The sequence below is a fragment of the Lactiplantibacillus daowaiensis genome (genome assembly GCF_005405085.1).
Classification (GTDB): Bacteria; Bacillota; Bacilli; order Lactobacillales; family Lactobacillaceae; genus Lactiplantibacillus; species Lactiplantibacillus daowaiensis.
The window spans coordinates 121,565-142,242 of sequence record NZ_BJDJ01000005.1 but is presented as its reverse complement, the minus strand read 5'-3'; the positions used below and the strand labels follow the sequence as shown (position 1 = coordinate 142,242).

Below are 20,678 nucleotides of genomic sequence, written 5' to 3'. Positions count from 1 at the left end.
GTTCTAAAAAGCTCATTTAAAGTTGTTCAAAAATTTATTTGCTAGCGAATTGACTTCGCAAATGTTTGCTACTAATTAAATTAGTAGACCCTACACATTTGATTCGTCGAAACTTTGTTCAGTTTTCAAAGGTCTAAATCGTTGGTTGATTTCCTCAACGCAACTTAATTATCATAACATCCTAAGTAAATCATGTCAACATCTTTTTTCAGAAGTAACAACTCAATTTGTTATGGTTGCCGTTGCGACAACAGAAACTATCTTATCAATTATCGAAGACGTTGTCAACAACTGTTTTCAACAATTGATTTTCAAATACGCTCTGCCGTAGCAGCAACGCTTACTAATATACCAATCCAAATGATTCATGTCAATTGATTTTTGCAATCTTTTTCATCACCACAAAATTGAATCGCTAATTGTTGATTGGTTTCATATAATAGTAACTAATTCAGCTAAAGGAGTCTACCAAAATGCTCGCTTGGTTACCATTCATTGTTTTGACAAGTATAATCGCCAGCAGTGCCCTTTATCTTAACCGTCATCTGCGAACCCCATTCATAAAATTAAAGCGGCTAACACTGCTAAGCTTCATTTGGATTTTAACTGCCTTTTGTTATACACCTACTGCTTACAACTTCAGTGGCACTGTCATCATCCAGTATCTCACTTGGGGACCAGTCAAACTAACCTTAGTGCCTTTTCAACATCTCGATATCGAGTTTTGGCTAAACGTCCTCCTCACCATGCCCCTTGGCTTTTTAATTAGTTGGAACTGGCCGCAATGGACTTGGCGCAAAATAGTTGGCCTAGGGTTGCTCACCGGTTTAACCCTTGAAAGTGGCCAATTCATTTTAGACTGGCTTGTTCATCTCAACCGTTGGGTAGAAGTTGACGACGTCCTCACCAATTGGACTGGTGTTATCCTCGGTAGTCTCAGTTATCGTTTATTAGCACGAAGAACTTGGTTCAACTGGCGTTAACAAAATCGGCGTAATAAAAAACATGCCGCTCGAGAAAAAATCTCAAGCGGCATGTTTTTTCTATTGTTGATCATCAAAGAATAAATCAAAAATGCGTGCACGATCCTGATTCCAAACTTGATTGTCACTTGTTGGATAAACACGATTGGTTAACAAGACCAAGCCAACTTGGCGATCGAGATCAAACGCAATTGCCGGACCAGTGTAACCAGTATGGAAATATTGATGTTTCCCTGGGCGACGTTCCCAGCCTAAGGTGCGGCCTTCAACCTCATATTGGCCAAGCCAATCAAAAACATTCTCATCTAAAACGCGTTTACCTTGGTATTCGCCAAAGTTCAACATCATTTCGACAAAAACGGTTAAATCAGTCAAGGTTGAAAACAGCCCCGCATGACCACTTTCACCATTTAATAAGAAAGCTTTGTAGTCATGTACTTGACCTTGAATCTGACCACGACGCGGATCAAATTCAGTTGGCACAAACCGAACCTTTGGCCGATTCAAGTTATAACCCGTATTCGTCATCGCCAATGGATAACAAACATGATCTTGAATACTCCGTGCCAAGGCCCCGTCAACAGTCCGAATAATCCAGCCTAAGATAATATAGCCTAAATCTGAATAAACGACTTTCGTGCCCGGCTCATTAATCAATTCAGCATCATAAACAGCTGCGATTAAATCTTCACGATTCATATTGGTTAAATGCTCAATGTCTGCAGGTAGCCCACTATTATGAAGTAAAAGTTGTTTAATCGTAATTTCAGGATGCTTAAAGCCAGGTAAGAACCGGGTTACCGAATCTTCCAGCCGGATCGTATGATCAGACAACAATTGAAAGATTCGTGTCGTTGTTGCAACGACTTTCGTCACCGAAGCCAAATCATAAATCATTGACGCATCTAACCCAATGCCAAATTCGTCATTACCTTGTTTCCCGTGATAATACTGATCGATACCACGGGGCGTGATCAGGGAAAATGAAGCCCCAAAAATGTCACCAGCATCAATACAGTTATCGAGATATTGTGTTATTTTATTAATCACTAGTCACGAGCCTACCTTTCGTTATGGTACATGGCGTTACTAGCCATTCCGTTAAAGTTTAAATTGATGATTACCCTTTTATCATAACGAAAAACAGCGTAAAAGCAACGCTAACATCTTTTTAACAATTTAAGCACCTAATATTGCAAGCGCTTACATCATGTGTTAATATACTAAGTGAGGAAAGGAATTAACCTCGTTAGCAAGCTTCTCAATGTCTTGGATATCGTGGCAACGGTAGATATCCAGATTCACAAGTGATGGTCGTTACTGAGACCAATTCAGGCGTCGCCAAGCGTTATCGGTTCACTGCAGGTCGTGAGACTCCATTGGATGACTGAACGTTGATCCTTGAATAAACAGTAACCGTAACACGCATTAACTGGAGTTATCAAGACTATCTAGATTTTAACTTGAGGGTTGGAAACAGGTGTCGCCGATGACAAGTTGTAAGTTCCACTAGCACCAAGTACCATAGGTTCCACTTAGTTCTATTAGTACCAGTTTCATTGTAGGCTTAGGTATTAAAAGTTTAAACGGAGGTGCGTGTCTGTTACGAAGACATTACCAAGTTTTAAACGCGAGTTCGACTTTCGTTAAAACCCGTTTATGAGTCAAGAATCAAGTAACTGATTACTTTTGATCGACTAAAGCAGATAGAAACATTAAATACGGGTTAGTCCGTTAGAAGTTGGACACACGTAAAATTGAATAGCATGAAGGTGTAACGTATTAAGAACACTGAACGATTAGTGGTTGCTAACAACGGTTATTCCTCATAGTGGGATCCAAGCATGAGAAGCCTTGGGTCCTATTTTTTTATGTTAAAATGCAATTATACTCATAATGAAACCGGATACTTTTATCCAAGGAGATGTCTGTTTTGAAATCAATTACTTTAGGCGCGACCCATCAAGTCGTTTCAGCCGTCGCATTAGGTATCATGCGGATGGATGCACTCACTGTCGATCAAGCCACGACCATCATCGATGCCGCGGTTGGGCTAGGCATCAATTACGTTGATGCGGCTGATATATATGGTGGCGGTCAATCATCCACTATCTTTGGCGCCGCTTTAAAACAAGCTAACGTCACACGAGACCAATTACATATCCAATCTAAAGGCGGTATCGTGCCTGGCAAACGTTATGATTTTTCAAAATCCCACTTAATTAATGCGGTAGATGGTGAATTAAGCCGACTGGGCGTCGACTATTTAGACACTTTCCTCCTTCATCGGCCAGATGCGTTAATGGACCCTAGCGAAGTTGCGGCTGCTTTTGATGACTTGCAAGCGGCCGGCAAAGTCCGGCATTTTGGGGTTTCCAACTTTAACCCGCGCCAAGTTGACTTGCTACAAGCCGCCCTATCACAAAAATTGATCGTCAATCAGTTACAATTTGGCCTTATGCATACCGGCGCGATCGACTTTGGCTTCCACACTAACATGCAAGATGAACGCAGCATTAGCCACGATGATGGCATTATCGAATATTCACGACTCCATCAGATGACGATCCAGGCTTGGTCACCCTATCAATATGGGACCTTTGCCGGCGTCTTCTTAGATAATCCGAAGTTTCCAAAACTCAACGCCGCCATGCAAACACTGGCAGCTGCCAAACACACGACCAAAAGTGCGATTGCTACCGCTTGGATCTTACGCCACCCGGCTCAAATGCAAGTCATTCTCGGCAGCATGAACCCGGCCCATCTCGCTGAAAATGCAGCCGGTGCCGACATTGAACTTAGTCGCCAAGAATGGTATGACTTATACTTCGCCGCGGGCAACGATTTACCTTAACCTTTACAAAACTGGTCTGTGCAGCCCCTGCTGTGCAAACCAGTTTTATTTTGTAGCACGATTATCGTGGCACACTGCGTACAACGGTAATTTATGTCGTTTTAAGGCGCTTGCTTGCTAAATTTTTATTAATTTTAACCATAGAAAGCTTAAATCCATTGAAAATTAGGCTTTTATATTTCGAGTTTGTCTAAAAATGCGCTATCATTAATAATATAAGTAAAGTTGTTATCCAACCAATACTGATTAATTAAAACGCAACTATCAAGGGGAGCCCTGCCATGTCAAACTTCAACATTAAACTCATCAACGCTGAGCGCGCAAAAGCAATGCTGACAGAATATAAGGAACAACGAAAGAACTCGATTCCACGTCTAGCTCATCCTGGACGTTATATTTTACCAGATTACAAAATGACGCGGCGCCGGGCCGCGTTTAAAATCGTGAAACATACGTTTTTAACCCCCCACTACAAGTCTTATGTCGCCTTAGATTCCGATAACGGCCATACGCTCTGGTTACATAATTTTGGGTCGTTAACCGAGGCTTTGTTCTGGTTAGAAACTGGACTTAAAATCAGTGATACCGATTCGCATTCTAACTATAAAGAATGGGTCACTAAGCATACTGAAGAAATTGAAGCCTTTAAGAACTTGTTACGTGACCGCAAAAAGAAAGCGGCACTCAAGAAAAAGGTAAAATAGGCTAAAAAGCACCGTGGTCAATTGATCACGGTGCTTTTTATTTACCTGAACACAACTCAGCTTGATAATCCCCATCATCAAGGCCCACCTAAGTTTGCTCAGTGCCCCAAAAGTAATGGTTTCACCTAAATCTCTTTTGACCAAACTTACCAGTTAATTGATTGCTTGGCTGGTACGGATTTAAACATCCCCACACGATTGCTGACTTGCCAGTGCACTGGGACTGTATCATTAAGCACCGGTCCAGTCGTTATATAGCGCGTTGCTTGCTCTGGTAGCCGTTTTCGAACTTGCCAAGTTGGCAAACGGGGGTTAGGTCTGGATGTTTCAACAAAAGGGTCGCAACTGTGGTATCTGTCTAGATGCCACTAAGTTCCAACTACTCAGTAGTCCACCGACGCCCAATACCACTAATAACTTGCCAATTCGTTTCATCCGTTTAACCCCTAACGCGTTAATTTTGATTACATTGTTGAGTATAGTGGTTAGGTGTAAAAGCTCAGTCGTAGATTGGTAAAGTTCTCGTATAGATTCCGTAAAGCTTGATCACCACGCACAAAAAAGCCACATCTGAATTTTTCAGACGTGGCTTAAGCTTTTCAAGCAATTAATTAATCTGTCTCTGAAGCTGACTTCCGAACGGTCCGCCGTTCACGCGCATAATCGGTCTTCGTTGAGATTTCAACATCACGCGCCAATTGTTGTCGCCGTGCTTTAGCCGTTGCTTTGGCATTGGCCTTGGCGGCTTCCTTGACTGGATCTGCCGATAAATCTCGATAAATGGAATACAACAACAGTAAGCAGACTGCAATCAGTGGGAACCCAGACATCGCACAAATCGATTGAATGGCTTTAAAGCCCCCAACGGTGACTAACCCGAGTGAGAAGAGTAAGAAGATGACGACCCAGCTCATCCGATTGAAACGACTTGGTTGCTCACCAACTGACAATTGTTTACTTGTAAATGACGACGTAATAAACGCAAACGATGACACTGTCGTGGCCAAAAAGATAAAGCATGATAGGCAATAAAGAACTAACATGATCATCTTAAATGGTAACGTTGTTAAGACCGCCGCAATGACTGCCGCTTGCCCCTGAGTATTTAAGATGTGCACTAAGTTAACGATGCCCATCTTTTGTAAGTACAACGCGTACCCACCTAAAACGGCATAAAAACTAACACAGCCTAATGACCCCCAAAGCAACATGCCACCTAAGACTTGGCGAATCGTCCGTCCACGAGAAATCCGAGCGATGAATAAGCCCATCACTGGCATAAACGATAACCACCAACCCCAATAGAAGATGGTTTGACTTTGCATTGCCGTCATCTTACCATTAGCAGCCGTATTAAAACTCATGCTGACAAACTTGTTAATAAATAACCCAATACTGTTAGTTTCGGAATTCAAAATATAAACTGTTGGGCCAACCGCTAAAACAACGACCAAAAAGCCAATCGCTAACCAGATGTGGGCTGAACTTAACCGGCCAATCCCACGTTTGAGGCCATTAAAGACGGCCAAAGCAAAGATCACAAATAAAATCGCGAACAGGCCTAATTTTAGCGTCATTGTATCTGGAATCCCAGTAACCGTACTTAACACTTTTGAAATGACTGGGATTTCCATCCCAACGGAGGTGCCGACCCCGCCCATGATCCCGATAACGACTAAAAAGTCGACCAGGTTCCGGGCAATCCGTTTAGCAAGACTATCGCCTTCCAAAACAGAAATCGCGGCACTTAACCGTTGCACTTTGACGTGTTTGACATACATCGCATAGGCAATCCCAATCGTCGCCGGTGCAAACATCATCCACGCCATCGGCCCCCAATTAAATTGCCCTAACATGTGGGCATAATTATAGGCCGAAGCTGAAAACGGCTTAACGCCGAATGAAGGGCTCTGTAAATAACGTAATGGATCGACGATACTGAGCATTAAAATACTAGCATCAATCCCGGTCGCATACACCATACTGCCCCAATGGAACGTTGAAAATTCAGGTTTGTCTTTAGGACCACCCAATTTGGTTTTCCCAAACTTGCTTAAACCTAAGTAAATGAAAAAGATAAAGTTGATGACATAGACCAACATGTATAACCAGCTCATATTACTGGTCAACCAACTCAAAATTGATGCCAAGCCCGTTTCTAATGATTGACCCCCGACCAATAAAATCACCGAGGCAATCGCGAACAACGCAATCGTTGGTAAATACACCCACCAATCAATATTCTTACTTTTTAAAATAGCAAACCTGCTACTGAAAATATCCTCTCGATATCAAAAAATTCGTGGTTCACCCTTCCAGTCTGATTGACTGGGAGTCCCCACGCGTTAATTTCCGACTAGCAATCGGTACACCCCTGCGAAGCAGACCTCGCAGCACTCAGTACCCTTAGTTTTAATAAGGTAAATCGGCTTGCAGCTTTAACTCGGTTTGTGCTAACTCAAAATCAGTAGCAGAATTTCCTTCTTTCCGTTGGTGAGCTAAAGTCTGCGCCATACTGACAAAACTTATTAAATTGCATAATCTACGCTGGCGTTCGCCAATTCTTTAGCGCTGATAGCGAGTGTCGTGGCCAATCTTTGACCGCTAACACACCACGTAACTACACATAGTTACCGTATCTTGCTAATGAATAACCCCCTTGAATTCAGATACGTCATTTGTAAAGTGGCCGTCAAAAATGGCTCCATGATACACAAAAAGTCGCACGACAGGGTAACAAGTTACCACCTGTACAGCGCGACGTCTTATACAAATGCTGATTTCAGTATTTTCTGATATATCTGAATGTTCATCTATTACTATACTAGCATTAGAAAATAATTCAAATAGCCGGTCTAGCAGCGTTTAACGCCTATCATGATAGGCATTAGACCGCTTTTAACCGGCTAAAAAAGACTATTTTTCTGAAAATTAATTTAGTTTTACGGAAATTATTAAATTTAGTTTAGAATCATTCTTATCTGTTTAAATAAATCCATTTCCATGCTATGCTTGACATAATCATAAAGGAACCGATTTCATTAATCAAGGGAGGGTTTAGTATGCGACATTACTATAAATTAAGTTTAACTGTCGGCGTCGGGGTCTTGGCCTTAATCTTGCAATTTGGCTTTCAACAACAACTCGCCGCTCAGCTAGTGATTACCTTAATGGGGTCGATCATGGCACTGTCAATGCTCGTCGAAATGATCAAGACCTTGCGTTCAGGTAAATATGGGGTCGATTTATTGGCGATTACGGCCATTGTCGCCACACTGGCGGTCAGTGAATACTGGGCTGGCTTAGTCGTGTTGATCATGCTAACCGGGGGCGATTCGTTAGAAGACTTTGCCGCCAAGCGGGCCAATACAGAGTTAAAAGCGCTACTCGATAATTCACCACGAACGGCCCATCGCCAAGACAATGGGCAACTCACTGATATTGCCGTTGAAGATGCCGTTGTCGGCGACCAACTGGTGGTCAAACCAGGTGAACTGGTCCCCGTCGATGGGCATGTGATCCAAGGAACAGCCTTGTTCGATGAATCATCATTGACTGGTGAATCCAAACCCGTTGAAAAAAAGCGTGGCGATGATGTGATGTCTGGGGCCGTCAATGGCGATAGTGCCATTACTATGGTCGTCGATAAACTTGCCGCTGATAGTCAATACCAACAATTGGTTAAATTAGTTAAAGAATCAGAAGCCCGCCCAGCGAAATTCGTCCGCTTAGCTGACCGCTATGCCGTGCCATTTACCTTAGTGGCCTATGTAATTGCTGGGATTGCTTGGGCTTTAAGTGGCGATCCGCATCGCTTTGCGGAAGTCTTAGTGGTCGCCTCGCCTTGTCCGCTGATCCTAGCCGCACCGGTCGCTTTAGTCTCCGGGATGAGTCGCACGAGCCGTAACGGGATCGTCGTTAAAACTGGGGACATGCTGGAAAAAATGTCCAATGCTAAATCGGCCGCTTTTGATAAGACTGGGACCATTACTAGCGGTCAATTAACGGTTAATCAAATCGTGCCCCAAGCAGGCTTTACGGCGGCGCAAGTCTTGCACTTAGCTGCCAGTGCTGAGCAAAATTCCAGCCATATCTTAGCGCGTTCGATCGTTAAGTATGCCAACGATACCCCGTTAAGTCCCGTCACTGATTTAGCTGAAGTAACTGGTAATGGGGTCACGGCCCAAATTGATGATCAAGTGGTTAAAGTCGGCAAACTCAACTTTGTGGCCCCCACAACTGATCAAACACCGCTAGCGCAAACCGCCATTTACGTGGCCATCGATGACCATTATGCTGGCTACATTACCTTTATCGATAATGTGCGCCCCGAAGCCGCTGCCACTTTACAAGCCTTGCATGCTGAAGGTGTTAGAAATGTCATGATGCTCACGGGTGACCAAAAGGCGATTGCGGATGAAATCGCACAAGAAGTTGGCATCGATACAGTCCAGGCCGACTTATTGCCAGCCGATAAAATCAAAAATCTTAAAGCGGTCGCACCAGCTGAACGCCCCGTGATCATGGTCGGCGATGGTGTCAACGATGCCCCGTCACTGGCCGTCGCCGACGTTGGAATTGCCATGGGTGCCCATGGGTCAACAGCAGCCAGTGAATCAGCCGATGTCGTGATTTTAAAAGATGATTTAAGTCGCGTCGTCACGGCCATTCAGATTTCCAAAGACACCATGAATGTCGCGAAACAAGCCGTTTGGATTGGGATTGCCATCTGTACGATTCTAATGTTAATTGCCAGTTCAGGCATCATTCCCGCCCTCTTTGGCGCCATGTTACAAGAAGTCGTGGATACCGTTTCGATCCTGTGGGCCTTACGAGCACTTCGTGACCAGCCCCATCCTCAAATCGAGACTGGCAAGTCCAAGTCCGTTAACGCCAATTAAAGCGTTGCCAAGCTTAATTGACCAGTGCTATGCTAACAAGTGAGAAACGGATGTGAGCGCATGCCTGATTGGGTCTTGAATTGGTCCAAAGAATCTTTGATTTTTATTACGATTTTAACCGTGATCGCCGTGGGCTTGTTAAAAGTCCCCTTGCGCCAAGCGATTATCGTCGACTTTGCCTATATGGTGATTGCGTTACCGTTCGCATGGTCAACGCGAAAACGCCATTAAAAAAGGTTGTGCCTAATGAAGACAACTTCACTAGGTACAACCTTTTCTAATGGTTTTTATTTAGTCCTATTATGCTTTAGCAACTTCAACCGGGATAAAATCGAATTGATCATAATCAAACAGCCCGCGGTCCGTTAGCTTCAAGGTCGGAATCACTGGCAACGTTAAAAACGATAAGGTGATAAACGGATCAAATGATAACGGCGCCTCACACAGCGCATCGTAAGCTTGCTTTAAGGCCGTCAATTGTGTCGCCGTTGTTTGATAATCAGTGGCCGATAACAACCCGCCAACGGCCAGCGGTAAATTAGCCGTGATTTGTTGGTCATCCGCAATTGCTAAGCCACCATTGGTCGCGGTAATTTTATCAATCGCCCGCAAAATCGCTAAATCAGATGTGCCGACCGCGACAATATTATGGGCATCATGGGCCACTGAACCCGCTAATGCCCCGTGCTTTAACTGGAAGCCATGCACGAGACCAACACCGACTCGGCCAGTTTGATGGTGCCGTTCGACCACGACCATCTTCAAGACATCGTGTGCTAAATCAGCCTGAAATTCACCGGCGACAACCGGGACGTTAGTGACCAAGCGATCCGTTTCGATATGATTAGGTTGCACCCCGATCACGTTAACGTCACCGTGGGTCAGTGGTAACCGTAAATCCGCTAACGTCGCATGTTGCTGAATCCGGGTCGCCGTAAACGGCAATGGCGTGGTAGACGCTGGTTGGTCGATCCACTTTCCAGCTTTCATCGTGCGACTAATCGTCACTTGTTTTGGATCATCTAACACTACCAAATCAGCCAACTTGCTTGGCGTTAAACTACCACGATCGGTCAAGCGATGTGCGCGCGCCGCATTATAGCTTGCAAGTGTATAAGCCAAGGCTGGCCGCATGCCATGGGCAATAGCGAGTTTAACGTTGTAATCAATTGACCCTTCACTGATTAAGTCCGCAATCGTCTTGTCATCCGTACAAAAGGCAAAGCGACTCGCATTGGCTTCCGTAACGGCACCTAAGGTCGCAACGACATCCCGTTCAACAGTCCCTTCACGTAAAAAGACCGTCATGCCAGCTTTAACCCGATCTAACGCTTCTTGAACTGTCGTACATTCATGATCCGTGTCCAACCCTGCATTGCGCATCACATTTAGTTGATGCGGATCAAGTCCCGCGGCATGACCATCGGCGTGATACCCGTGCGCATTGGCATCACGAATTTTGGCAATGATATCGTCATCACCACGTTCAACTGCGCCATAGTCCATCACTTCAGCTAGCCCCCGCACTTCTGGTTGTGCATAAAGTGGCCGCAAATCAGCCGCATGTAACGTAGCCCCATTATCGTCAAAGGGCACACATGGGACTGATGACGGTAACATGAAAAAGACATCTAACGGTGTTTGACGTGCATCATCAATTAAATACTGAATACCAGCCGTTCCGGCAACATTGGCCAATTCATGCGGATCAGTGGCAATTGCGGTGACCCCATGTTTCAACAAGACTTTGCCCAATTCACTCGGTGCGACCATCGCGCTTTCCATGTGTACATGGGCATCGATCATGCCGGGAACGATCCATTTACCAGTGGCATCAACTTGTTCACGGGCCGTATAAGGTTCATCCGCTAGATTGCTGATCACACACCCATCATCAATCCATAAACTGGTTGCTTCAAACTCCCGAGTGAATACATTTAACACTTGTGCACCCGTAATGACCATATCGACTGTCTTCTTCAAAGTTCCTTCTCCTTCTGCCTATCCGGAGAAAAAAGCCGCCGGACCCCTCCCGGCAAATTGAGAGAGTGACCCCGCGGCTCAATTCGCTTATAGTCCAACATTTACGGTGTTGGGTAGAAACTCGCCGTCCTTATCACGGCATTATATAGGCAATTGTTTATTTAATATCATTTTGGTTTGTCAGTAACCTTAGCAGACTTTTTTCTGAATTGCAAACCCGAACAATTTATGATTCGACCTGATAAATTTGCCGTGTAAATCGAACAGCCATTGCGTTGTACGCCGGAAGCGGTTATGATGAAAGCGATATCTAAATCAGTTCATTTATTTAAAAATTAAGGAGTCCTCCTAACTATGATGATGATGAATAACCCCACCATGTTGTCGTATATTCGCCGGGAACAACCGGTTTTGAACCAAGTTTTAGCTGCCTATCCTGAACAAATCGGGGGTGCCTTGGCACAAGCGCCCCGTGATAGTCACCACTGGTTAATTTTAACCACGGCGTCTAGTCTGAATGCCGCTAAAAGTGCGCGACTCTATATGCAGCACATCGCTGATATTCAAGTCGACATTAAAGATGCCGAACATTATGCCAATTATGGGCACGTTAATCCGGCCATTGACACGGTGGTCGCGATTTCTTTAAGCGGTGAAGATCCCGACACTTTAGCCGCCTTAAAGAAAGCCCAAGCGGGTACACATGCCTATACGATTGCGATGACTAGTCAACCAGAGTCGCCTTTGACTAGCCTGACAGATGCAACCGTTGATATTTTAACGGGTAAAGAAACCATCCCTTATATCACCTTGAGCTATAGTGCCATCATGTTGTCATTGATGTTCTTAGGCCTACGTAGTGCCACGGACCGCGAGTTAATCACGACCTTAGCCGCTAACCAAGAATTAGATGAATTCGGCTTGTTGATCGAACACATCAACGAAACCATTCAACGATCCAACGACTACTATCGGAAATTCACGATTGACTTCGGGTTAGCTGAACAATTCACGGCAATTGGCCCCAGCGTCGTCGCCGGGACGTTAGCCGAGATGCAAACGAAGTTCACTGAAATCGTGCGAGTACCAACTAATGGGTACACCGTTGCTGACTTCACCCATGGCGCTTATCTAGGGGCCCATGAGACCCATCGCCAGTTCTACATTGAACTCAACACGTTGCCACAAGTCATGCGTAAACAACAAGCCATCAAAGACTTCGAATCTAATGTCACCCCGCACATTTATACGATTAGCTTTACGGGTGACACGCCAACGATCAACGACGAACAAACTTTGCAGCTCCACCAAGTCGATGATGTTTTAAAAGCACCCTTATTAGCCATTATTCCGTTCCAAGTTTTGGCTTGGTTCATTGCCAAGGCCAAGGGGATCAACTTATCACATCCGATCTTTGCTAAATTTCAAGACGTGATGGATGAAGCTGACCAACCGTTAACGACAGATACGACCACTGAATAAGCTGGTACCATTAAAAATGCGTCCCAAACTACCTCATCGTAGTGGGACGCATTTTTTGATTGCTTTTATTTCAACACTAATTCAGTTCAGTCGCTTGGTGTAATTTGGCTGGGCTAGTTTTTGCTTGGTGTAAATGGGCTAAGCCAATGCCTGTGAAGCCACTAATAATTGAAATTACCGGGCACAAGAGGCTAAAGAAAACGAATGGTAAGTATTGAACCGTGGGTACCCCTAAAGTAGTGGTTAAAAAGACCCCACCAACACCCCAAGGTACTAAGTAATTGATGACTGTGCCGCCATCTTCTAAGACTCGTCCTAACGATTGATCCCCCAAACCGCCATCATGGAAGGCTTGCCGGAAAGCACGGCCGGGTAAGATGATTGATAAAAATTGTTCACCAACAAAGACATTGACCCCGATACAAGTCACGATTCCGGCCGTAATTAATTTACCATCACTCGTTAAATGCTTGGCAATCGGTGTCATGATTTGCCCAATCAAGCCAAACTTCATTAATAGACCACCCAATGATAACGTCACAACGATCAACGCCACCATACTCATCATGCTGACGATGCCACCACGTGAAAGTAACGTATCGACACTCGTATTCCCAGTCTTAGATACAAATCCAGTATTAATAATCGCCGTTAATTTTGTCATACTCAGGTTGGGTTGTTCAAATAAAATCAACCCGGCAGAAATAAAGATATTCAGTAACATCGTTGGAATGGCGGGCATCTTAAACCCCGCGCAAACAAAGACTAAGACAATTGGTAATAGGGATAAGGCCGAAATACTAAAGTTGCCGTTTAACACACTCACGGTCTGATGAATCTTCGCCAAACTCGTACTACTGTTGTCATGACCTAACATCGCAAACAAGCCTAACGTGATGATGCCGGCTGGCAACGTACTCCATAGTAAGTGTTTGATGTGGGCAAATAAATCAGTATCAACGACCGCTGAGGCTAAATTATTGGTTTCTGATAACGGCGATAATTTATCGCCAAAAATCCCACCGCTAATAATCGCCCCGGCCACTAAAGCCGGATTCAAATTCATCGTGACACCCATCCCGAAAAAGGCGATGCCGACCGTGGACGTTACTGTAAACGCACTCCCCACTGCCGCACCAACTAACGTACAAACGATAAAGACCGATGGCAAGAACCATTGGACATTGATCAATTTGAAGCCGATGACCATTAAGGTCGGAATCGTACCGGCCGCGATCCAAGTTGAAATCATCGCGCCAATCAGAATAAAGATAAAAATGGGAATGATCCCTTGATCGATGCCTTCTTTAATGCCGGCGTTAACGGCTGACCATGGGAAACCGCGCAACATCGCCCAAGCGGTTACCACCCCCATTGCTAATAACACTGGGACTTGTGGTGACAAGCCAAAACCAATCACGCCCAGACTCATAATGCCTAAAACGACTAACAATACAATTACGGCTTCAATGGTGCTAATTTTTGGGGTACCTTTAGTTGATTTCATAAATTTTGCTCCTCATCAGGTCAATCAAGTGTGACAGCCAACTTTTTAGCACCGGTAATATCGAACCAACCCACCACATTGTTTTATCGTCATCGTTATCATCCTCTTCTTTAATTGCATCAAAAAAATCGCCCCCATTGTTCGTATAGAACAACAGGGACGATTAGACTAGTCGCGGTACCACCCAGGTTGAGATTTTAATCATTTAAAATCCCCACTCACTAGAAGATAACGGTTCTAGTTATTACCCGTTCGATCGAAACTCGGTTACCGTATTTCACTAATAGCTCCTGATCGATTCGCAGCACCCACCGACTTCCTGACACCCAGAACTATCGCTACTTGATGTAACGTTTAACGTTCGCTTATTAACTTGTCATTAACAATACCACCGGTTAATTTAATCGTCAAGCAATTTTTATCATTAATTTTTAATTTAGCAAAAACACCAGACTATTCCAGGTGATATGCAGCAGGATCGACGGCCAAATGTTGTGACTACGGTGATAGTTCCAGCCAAACAAGAGTCCTAAAGGCAAGACACAAGCAATGTTTGCTAACCACACTAACGGCGTATAACCGTTAACGAGATACAAAGGAAAATGAATCACTTGAAAGGCCACTGCTTGTGCCAGATTGACCTGCCAAAAAGTCGTTTTGCGCTGACTCAAATAGTTGGTCAACCAGCCTCGAAAGAACCATTCTTCAAAAACACCTGCGGCTAACATGACGTTGATGACTTGACCATTTTCTTTGGTCCACAGGTCCGGGGTCAAAGCGAATGGTGTTGGCCGCCATAGCTGACCAATGCCTTGAATCACCACAATCGTCACCAAACTTAGCCAAAACGTCCCTGGCAAACGCCAATGCCATAATCGATGCGGCGTATCTGCCAATTGTGAGCGATAATGCGTCAAATACCACCACGTTAACGCCGACCACAAAATCCCTTTAGCCAATACCGTCGTTAAATCAAACGGCCAACCATGAAGGTGCAACGGTAACCAGCCATGAATGACCGGGGTTACGCCACTCCAAATGACCAATAAAATGATGTAACTCTGCCAACCAACATTAATTTTTTTCCGTGTCATTTGACCCACCACCTGCAAATTATTGTGAATTTCACTCATGAACTGTTTACTCGCGGTCGAACTAGTCGAGAATGTAAGCTTATTGTAATCCAATTGCAACATTTCCCAGGTACACTTGGTGCTTGAATGGTTCTCGCATTGTACCAATAGTGTTATTCTAAAATATAGACACATTTGAGTACGCTGATAAAAAATAAGATGTACTTAAAGCAAAAGAATGGAAAGGTCGCAAATCAATGAAGTTAGCATCAACGGGGTCCCACGTTTTACGGGCATTGGTTACCGGGGTAGCCGTGCTTGGAGTTGGCGTTGTGACAAGTTTAACCACAGCGCACGCTGAAAGCGTCAATAGCTACATTAGTAATCAAAAAATCGGTCACGCCACAGTCACCAAATCAATTTGGAGTGGCTTTCCAAAATATAAATACCGTAACGGCGTTGGTAAGCCCGAAGGTGTCGTTGTTCATGAAACGGCCAATGCTACTTCAACGATTTACGGCGAAATTGCGTATATGAAGGCGCATTACAGTAATGCTTTCGTGCACAGTTTCGTGGATGCGTCTCGGATCGTCAACATCGCCAATACCAATTACTTGGCTTGGGGTGCTGGTCCCGCAGCCAACCAACGTTATGTCCAATTCGAACAAGTCGAAGTTCATAGCAAGTCGGCCTTTGCACATGAAGTTGCCAATGCCGCCTACTATACAGCTTACATTTTAAACGAATACAATTTAAAACCCAATAATGCCATGTCTGATGGTAAAGGGACAGTTTGGTCACACAATGCCGTTTCTAACTTCTTAGGCGGCACCACTCATACCGATCCCGTTGGCTATTATGCTTCAGCTGGGAAGAAGTATTTTGGTCAAGCTTATACCATGGCCCAATTCTACGAACAAGTTAAGCGCCAGTATAACTTAATCCACAAGACTTATGAAACTGCGACCTATCAAAAAGGTTCTGGTAGTGAGACTGCGAAGTTAAGTAGCAGTTACACGAAGTACCGTCTCTATAATCACATTAAAGGGACCCGTGCGACTAAGAAATACACTTGGACACGGTCTAAAGCTTACACCGGTAAGCGTATTTATATTGATGAGATTGGAACCAAGACTAAGGCCAAATCTAAATGGTATCGGATTCGGTTTAAGAAGTCACAATCTGCTCAAAAATACTGGGTCTACAGCAAGGCTATCGACTTTGGCACGTTAACGTTCAACAAGAACTTAACGCTACAAAAGACGGTCAAGTCAACCAGTAACGCCACGACTTACAACCATATTCCAAATACCCACTACTTGTCCAAAGCCGTCGGTAACACGACTAGTTTACGCGGCCAAACCGTTAACATTAATTGTGAAGGTTTCCGGACGATCGATGGTGTTAAGACCACTTGGTACCGAGTTGTCCCAACCAGTGGTGCCACTTATTGGATCAACGCAACTGAATTTGATTAAAAACTAAAAAAAGTCCTTGGAAAAATTTTCCAAGGACTTTTTTGTTTGCTTACGCTAAATGACCAACTTCGGCTCCCGCTTGAGCAGCACCAGTAGTATAACTAAGCTTTTGTTTGTTTAAATTGGTAAAAATAACAATCACGTCGGTGACTTTCTTCTGGTCAGCTAAGTAATTTAAATCCATATCTACTAACTTAGTTGTTGGTGTCACTTGACTGCCTTCGCTAACATGCATCGTAAAACCGTTACCATTTAATTCAACCGTATCAATACCTAAGTGCAATAGCACTTCGATACCTTGCTTGGTCTTTAATCCAATCGCGTGTTTCGTTGGAAAGACTGACGTCACCGTGCCCTCAATTGGCGCATAAATCGCGCCATCACTCGGTTCAACTGCATAGCCATCACCTAACGCTTGACTGGAAAACACCGTATCCTTAACCGCCGCTATTGATTTTAACTGGCCCGTAGCTGGGGCATATAAAGCTGTGGCTGACTTTTTAAAAAATAAACCCATCGTCTTTTTCCTCTCTTACTCTGGAATTAAAATTGGCACTAATTGGCCTAAATCATGATCACTTTTATCTGATATCAACGTGACCCCATCAAGGTCAAAAGCCCTAACAGTGGCCGTCCGATGAAACTTACTACTATCACACAACAAATAAGTTTGTTTTGAATTTTTTTTAATCAATCGCTTTTTCGTGGCTTCGGCAATATTTGGCGTCGTGACACCATTTTGATCATCGACACCATTAACGCCCAAGAAAGCCCGATCAAAGTAAAGGTCTCGTAGTGTATTCTCGGTCAAAGTCCCACTCAAAGAAGAAATCGATGGGATGTATTGACCACCCAACATCATGACTTTGGCTTGAATAGGCGTATTGACACTAAAAATTGTCGTATTGGTCGTGTAAATCGTTACTGGTCGGTCCAATAATCGTTTTAATAACAGCGTACCGTTTGACCCAGAATCAATATAAACACTCTCGCCATCTTGAACTAAACCCGCCGCACGCTCAGCGATCACTTGCTTTTCGGTTGAGTGTAATGCGGTCTTTTTTGTCATTGGTATTTCACCAATCGATGCGATTGCTTTGACCCCACCACCAATTAAATATTCAATTTTGCCATTCGATTCCAAACTCTTCAAGTCACGTCGGAGTGTTGATAATGAAAACTCTGGCAGTTGAGCATGAATTTCATCAATCTTTACAAGATCTTTATCCGTTAGAAACTGCAAAATGCGTTCCTGTCGTTCATAGGGTATCATAGGTCAACCTCCACCTTAAATTTCATTGATATAATCATAGTATGTGGGGGTTCGTCAGAAAAGTAAACGCTCTATGCTAACTTTTCATCACGTTTCGTGAAAAAGTACGCTAAAATTGCGCCAACCACAAATGCAATTGCTAATCCGACCATGGCATTTAAGAAATTCATCCCATTCTTTTCGATAAAAGCTGGGAAAGTTGTCACACTCCCAAAGACGAAGGCGTTCGTCACAACCTTAGTTAGCCCTAGATAGGCCCCACCGGCCATCCCACCGATAATCTGAGCTAACCAAATCTTACGGTTCTTTACAAGCAATCCAAATAATGTGGGTTCAATAATAGCTGAAAGTGCAATCGTCACAAATCCAGTGACTGCAAAACTCCGTAATTTTTGATCCCGCGCTTTAAGCCAAACGCCCAAAGTCGCACCAATAACGGCAAAGTTACAAGCAAACGTCCATGGACAAATATAATCAAATCCATTATTAGCGATATTATTGATCATGATGGGATTAACAGCCCAATGAATCCCCATGCTGACTAAGATACTCCAACCGCCACCAACAACGACTCCGGCTAAAATACTTGATCGGGCGATTAACCAATTGACAAATGCAGCAATTGCTTCACCACTATAAACACCCAAAGGTCCAATAACAATAATGGTCAACGGCACCATTACTAGGAGTGAAACCATCGGCAAGACAACTAACTTTAAGCTTTCTGGGACATGTTTATCCAACCATTTGTATAGATAAGAATAAGCCCAAATCGCTAAGATAATAGGCACAACGGTCGAATTGTAATTCATCAATACCGCTGGAATCCCAAAGAAATGAGTGACGACCCCATTCCCGGCTTTTCCCATTAAATTAATAAAATCAGGATAAAGTAAGGCTGACCCAATTAAAGCCGACAAATAAGGACTCGCACCAAATCGCTTCGCAGACGTAAACGCTAACAAAATTGGCAAGAAGTAAAACACACTCATGGAAGCGGCATACAAGATGGTATACGTCCCAGTACCTGTCTTAATAAACCCAACTTGGGTGGCTAAAATCAGTAGTCCTCTTAAAATACCAGAACCCGCCAACGCTGGTAGTAAAGGGGCAAAAATGGCTGAAATAGCCGAAAAAATTCTCGAAATAATACTCCCCTTGTCAGTGCTTTCTTGATTGGTTGCAAGCGGCGCATCACCACGAGCAACCGCAACCGCTTGTTCAAATTCTGCATATAGTTTTGGCACTTCGGTACCAATTAGGATCTGATATTGACCAGCTTGATAGACAACATTTAAAACGCCAGGAATGGCACTGATTTTCTCATCATCAGCAAGTGAACGGTCTGCCAAGTTCAATCGTAATCGCGTCGCACAGTGGGTCATATTCGTAACATTTTCAGCACCACCAACATCCGCTAAGATGTCTTGGGCTGCTTGTTTAAAATTCATAGCCATGTGATTCACTCCTCATAACACTTATTGGTTTTACGCTTTAGGACTAAGAAATTGCATCATCAACTGGTGGGCCGCAATTGCATCATTTTGCGCAATAACTTTTTCAATCGCTGGTAAGCCGATTTGGTCAATTAACTGATCTAAATACACAATCATCTTGATATTTTGCTCACATTCCGCAGTAGCTTGTTCAATAACTGGGAACGTATCAAAGTACAGCATGCCATCGTAATGATGCTTTTTAATATAATATAGAAATTCAAGTGTCTTGAACGGACTAGCCGTCCCAATCATTAGGCCATCATCATTTAAGCCATAACCATCATTTAAATGAATCCCAAATAATTGCCCCCGACTCGCAAAAATATCAGCCGCCATTGCTGGATTTTCATGTTTCATCAACATGTGACAATAATCTAGCGTCACGCCAACATTAGGCCGATTAATTTCAGCAAGCATCATCCCATCGATACCCATACTATCAACAAACGCGTAGCCTCTTGGTTGAAATGGTTTGTATTCAATACTAAATTTGATATCTGGCGCATAATCAGCCATTGCTTGGAAGGCTTTTACCAGCCGATTCCAAACTGCTAAATAATCGATTTGAAAACTATAATCAAAGCCATCATGGGCCATCCAAACCGTTACCACTTGACCGCCAGCTTCGCGACAATAATCAGCAGCGTCTTGACACAGTTGAATCGCTTTATTTGCTAATGTTGTGTCGGTATTACCTAAGTCCCCGTTTAAGAACTCATCTTTAAACCGCAAAGCCATCCCATTTAATTGTAAATCCTCCGCTTCAAGAAGCGCTTTCATTTTAGTTGCTGAATAATTTGTGACATGTTCCGGATAATTTAAGTCAACGTGGGTCAAACCCAACTGATGAAACTGTGCAAAAACCGTTTTTAAATCTTGATTATCTTGGGGTAAAAATGAATTGATACGAGTTGCTAATTTCATATTGTTGTCCTCCTAAT

General features: G+C 43.7%; 16 protein-coding genes and 1 riboswitch. Of the genes, 7 read left to right on the top strand and 9 right to left on the bottom strand.

The genetic code is table 11. The features are described from left to right. The first annotated feature begins 473 nt into the window (after positions 1–473). Positions 474–983 carry a VanZ family protein gene (locus FFM75_RS05000; RefSeq protein WP_137628092.1) on the top strand — a complete coding sequence of 170 codons (510 nt, stop codon included), beginning with the start codon at positions 474–476 and terminating at the stop codon, positions 981–983. Positions 984–1,043: 60 nt separating this feature from the next. Here the strand turns inward: FFM75_RS05000 and FFM75_RS04995 are convergent, their stop codons facing one another. Next, a complete protein-coding gene (locus FFM75_RS04995; protein ID WP_137628091.1) occupies positions 1,044–2,033 on the bottom strand; it encodes a serine hydrolase domain-containing protein in 990 nt (329 codons plus the stop codon). A gap of 883 nt (positions 2,034–2,916) precedes the next feature. Between FFM75_RS04995 and FFM75_RS04990 the strand changes: the two genes are divergently transcribed. Both FFM75_RS04990 and FFM75_RS04985 read left to right on the top strand, forming a co-directional pair. After that, on the top strand, positions 2,917–3,837 hold the full coding sequence (locus FFM75_RS04990; RefSeq protein ID WP_137628090.1) for an aldo/keto reductase: 921 nt from the start codon (positions 2,917–2,919) through the stop codon (positions 3,835–3,837). 281 nt (positions 3,838–4,118) lie between these two features. After that, positions 4,119–4,541 (top strand): hypothetical protein, encoded by a 423-nt coding sequence (locus FFM75_RS04985; RefSeq protein ID WP_137628089.1) that lies wholly within the window; start codon positions 4,119–4,121, stop codon positions 4,539–4,541. 611 nt (positions 4,542–5,152) lie between these two features. Here FFM75_RS04985 and FFM75_RS04980 read toward each other — a convergent pair. Beyond that, a complete protein-coding gene (locus tag FFM75_RS04980) occupies positions 5,153–6,820 on the bottom strand; it encodes a BCCT family transporter (RefSeq protein WP_137628088.1) in 1,668 nt (555 codons plus the stop codon). Positions 6,821–7,603: 783 nt separating this feature from the next. On the opposite strand from FFM75_RS04980, the gene FFM75_RS04975 reads away from it, so the two are divergent. Both FFM75_RS04975 and FFM75_RS13925 read left to right on the top strand, forming a co-directional pair. Then, a complete protein-coding gene (locus FFM75_RS04975) occupies positions 7,604–9,442 on the top strand; it encodes a heavy metal translocating P-type ATPase (protein ID WP_137628087.1) in 1,839 nt (612 codons plus the stop codon). A gap of 60 nt (positions 9,443–9,502) precedes the next feature. Then, a complete protein-coding gene (locus FFM75_RS13925; protein WP_171001422.1) occupies positions 9,503–9,673 on the top strand; it encodes a hypothetical protein in 171 nt (56 codons plus the stop codon). Between the two features lie 69 nt (positions 9,674–9,742). Here the strand turns inward: FFM75_RS13925 and ade are convergent, their stop codons facing one another. Next, a complete protein-coding gene (ade, locus tag FFM75_RS04970) occupies positions 9,743–11,425 on the bottom strand; it encodes an adenine deaminase (RefSeq protein WP_137628086.1) in 1,683 nt (560 codons plus the stop codon). 70 nt (positions 11,426–11,495) lie between these two features. Further along, positions 11,496–11,594: riboswitch (purine riboswitch) on the bottom strand. 185 nt (positions 11,595–11,779) lie between these two features. Between ade and FFM75_RS04965 the strand changes: the two genes are divergently transcribed. Continuing rightward, positions 11,780–12,907, top strand: a complete 1,128-nt coding sequence (locus FFM75_RS04965; RefSeq protein ID WP_223876613.1) for an SIS domain-containing protein — start codon at positions 11,780–11,782, stop codon at positions 12,905–12,907. A 76-nt stretch (positions 12,908–12,983) separates the two neighbouring features. Here FFM75_RS04965 and nhaC read toward each other — a convergent pair whose 3' ends face one another. Both nhaC and FFM75_RS04955 read right to left on the bottom strand, forming a co-directional pair. After that, positions 12,984–14,414 carry a Na+/H+ antiporter NhaC gene (gene nhaC / locus FFM75_RS04960; protein ID WP_137628085.1) on the bottom strand — a complete coding sequence of 477 codons (1,431 nt, stop codon included), beginning with the start codon at positions 14,412–14,414 and terminating at the stop codon, positions 12,984–12,986. Positions 14,415–14,845: 431 nt separating this feature from the next. Further along, a complete protein-coding gene (locus FFM75_RS04955) occupies positions 14,846–15,508 on the bottom strand; it encodes a CPBP family intramembrane glutamic endopeptidase (protein WP_171001421.1) in 663 nt (220 codons plus the stop codon). Between the two features lie 236 nt (positions 15,509–15,744). On the opposite strand from FFM75_RS04955, the gene FFM75_RS04950 reads away from it, so the two are divergent. Continuing rightward, positions 15,745–16,965: a peptidoglycan recognition protein family protein gene (locus FFM75_RS04950; RefSeq protein ID WP_137628083.1), complete on the top strand. Its 1,221-nt coding sequence runs from the start codon at positions 15,745–15,747 to the stop codon at positions 16,963–16,965. Positions 16,966–17,014: 49 nt separating this feature from the next. Here the strand turns inward: FFM75_RS04950 and FFM75_RS04945 are convergent, their stop codons facing one another. The 4 genes from FFM75_RS04945 to FFM75_RS04930 all read right to left on the bottom strand — a co-directional run bounded on the left by FFM75_RS04945 (position 17,015) and on the right by FFM75_RS04930 (position 20,661). Then, positions 17,015–17,482, bottom strand: coding sequence for a PTS sugar transporter subunit IIA (locus tag FFM75_RS04945; RefSeq protein WP_137628082.1), 468 nt, complete (start codon positions 17,480–17,482; stop codon positions 17,015–17,017). Between the two features lie 15 nt (positions 17,483–17,497). Beyond that, entirely contained in the window at positions 17,498–18,238 is a 741-nt protein-coding gene (locus tag FFM75_RS04940; protein WP_137628081.1) for a DeoR/GlpR family DNA-binding transcription regulator, read from the bottom strand. 71 nt (positions 18,239–18,309) lie between these two features. Continuing rightward, a complete protein-coding gene (locus FFM75_RS04935) occupies positions 18,310–19,689 on the bottom strand; it encodes a PTS transporter subunit EIIC (protein WP_137628101.1) in 1,380 nt (459 codons plus the stop codon). Positions 19,690–19,725: 36 nt separating this feature from the next. Then, complete coding sequence (locus tag FFM75_RS04930) at positions 19,726–20,661, bottom strand: sugar phosphate isomerase/epimerase family protein (protein WP_137628080.1); 936 nt, start codon at positions 20,659–20,661, stop codon at positions 19,726–19,728. Between the last annotated feature and the right edge of the window lie 17 nt (positions 20,662–20,678).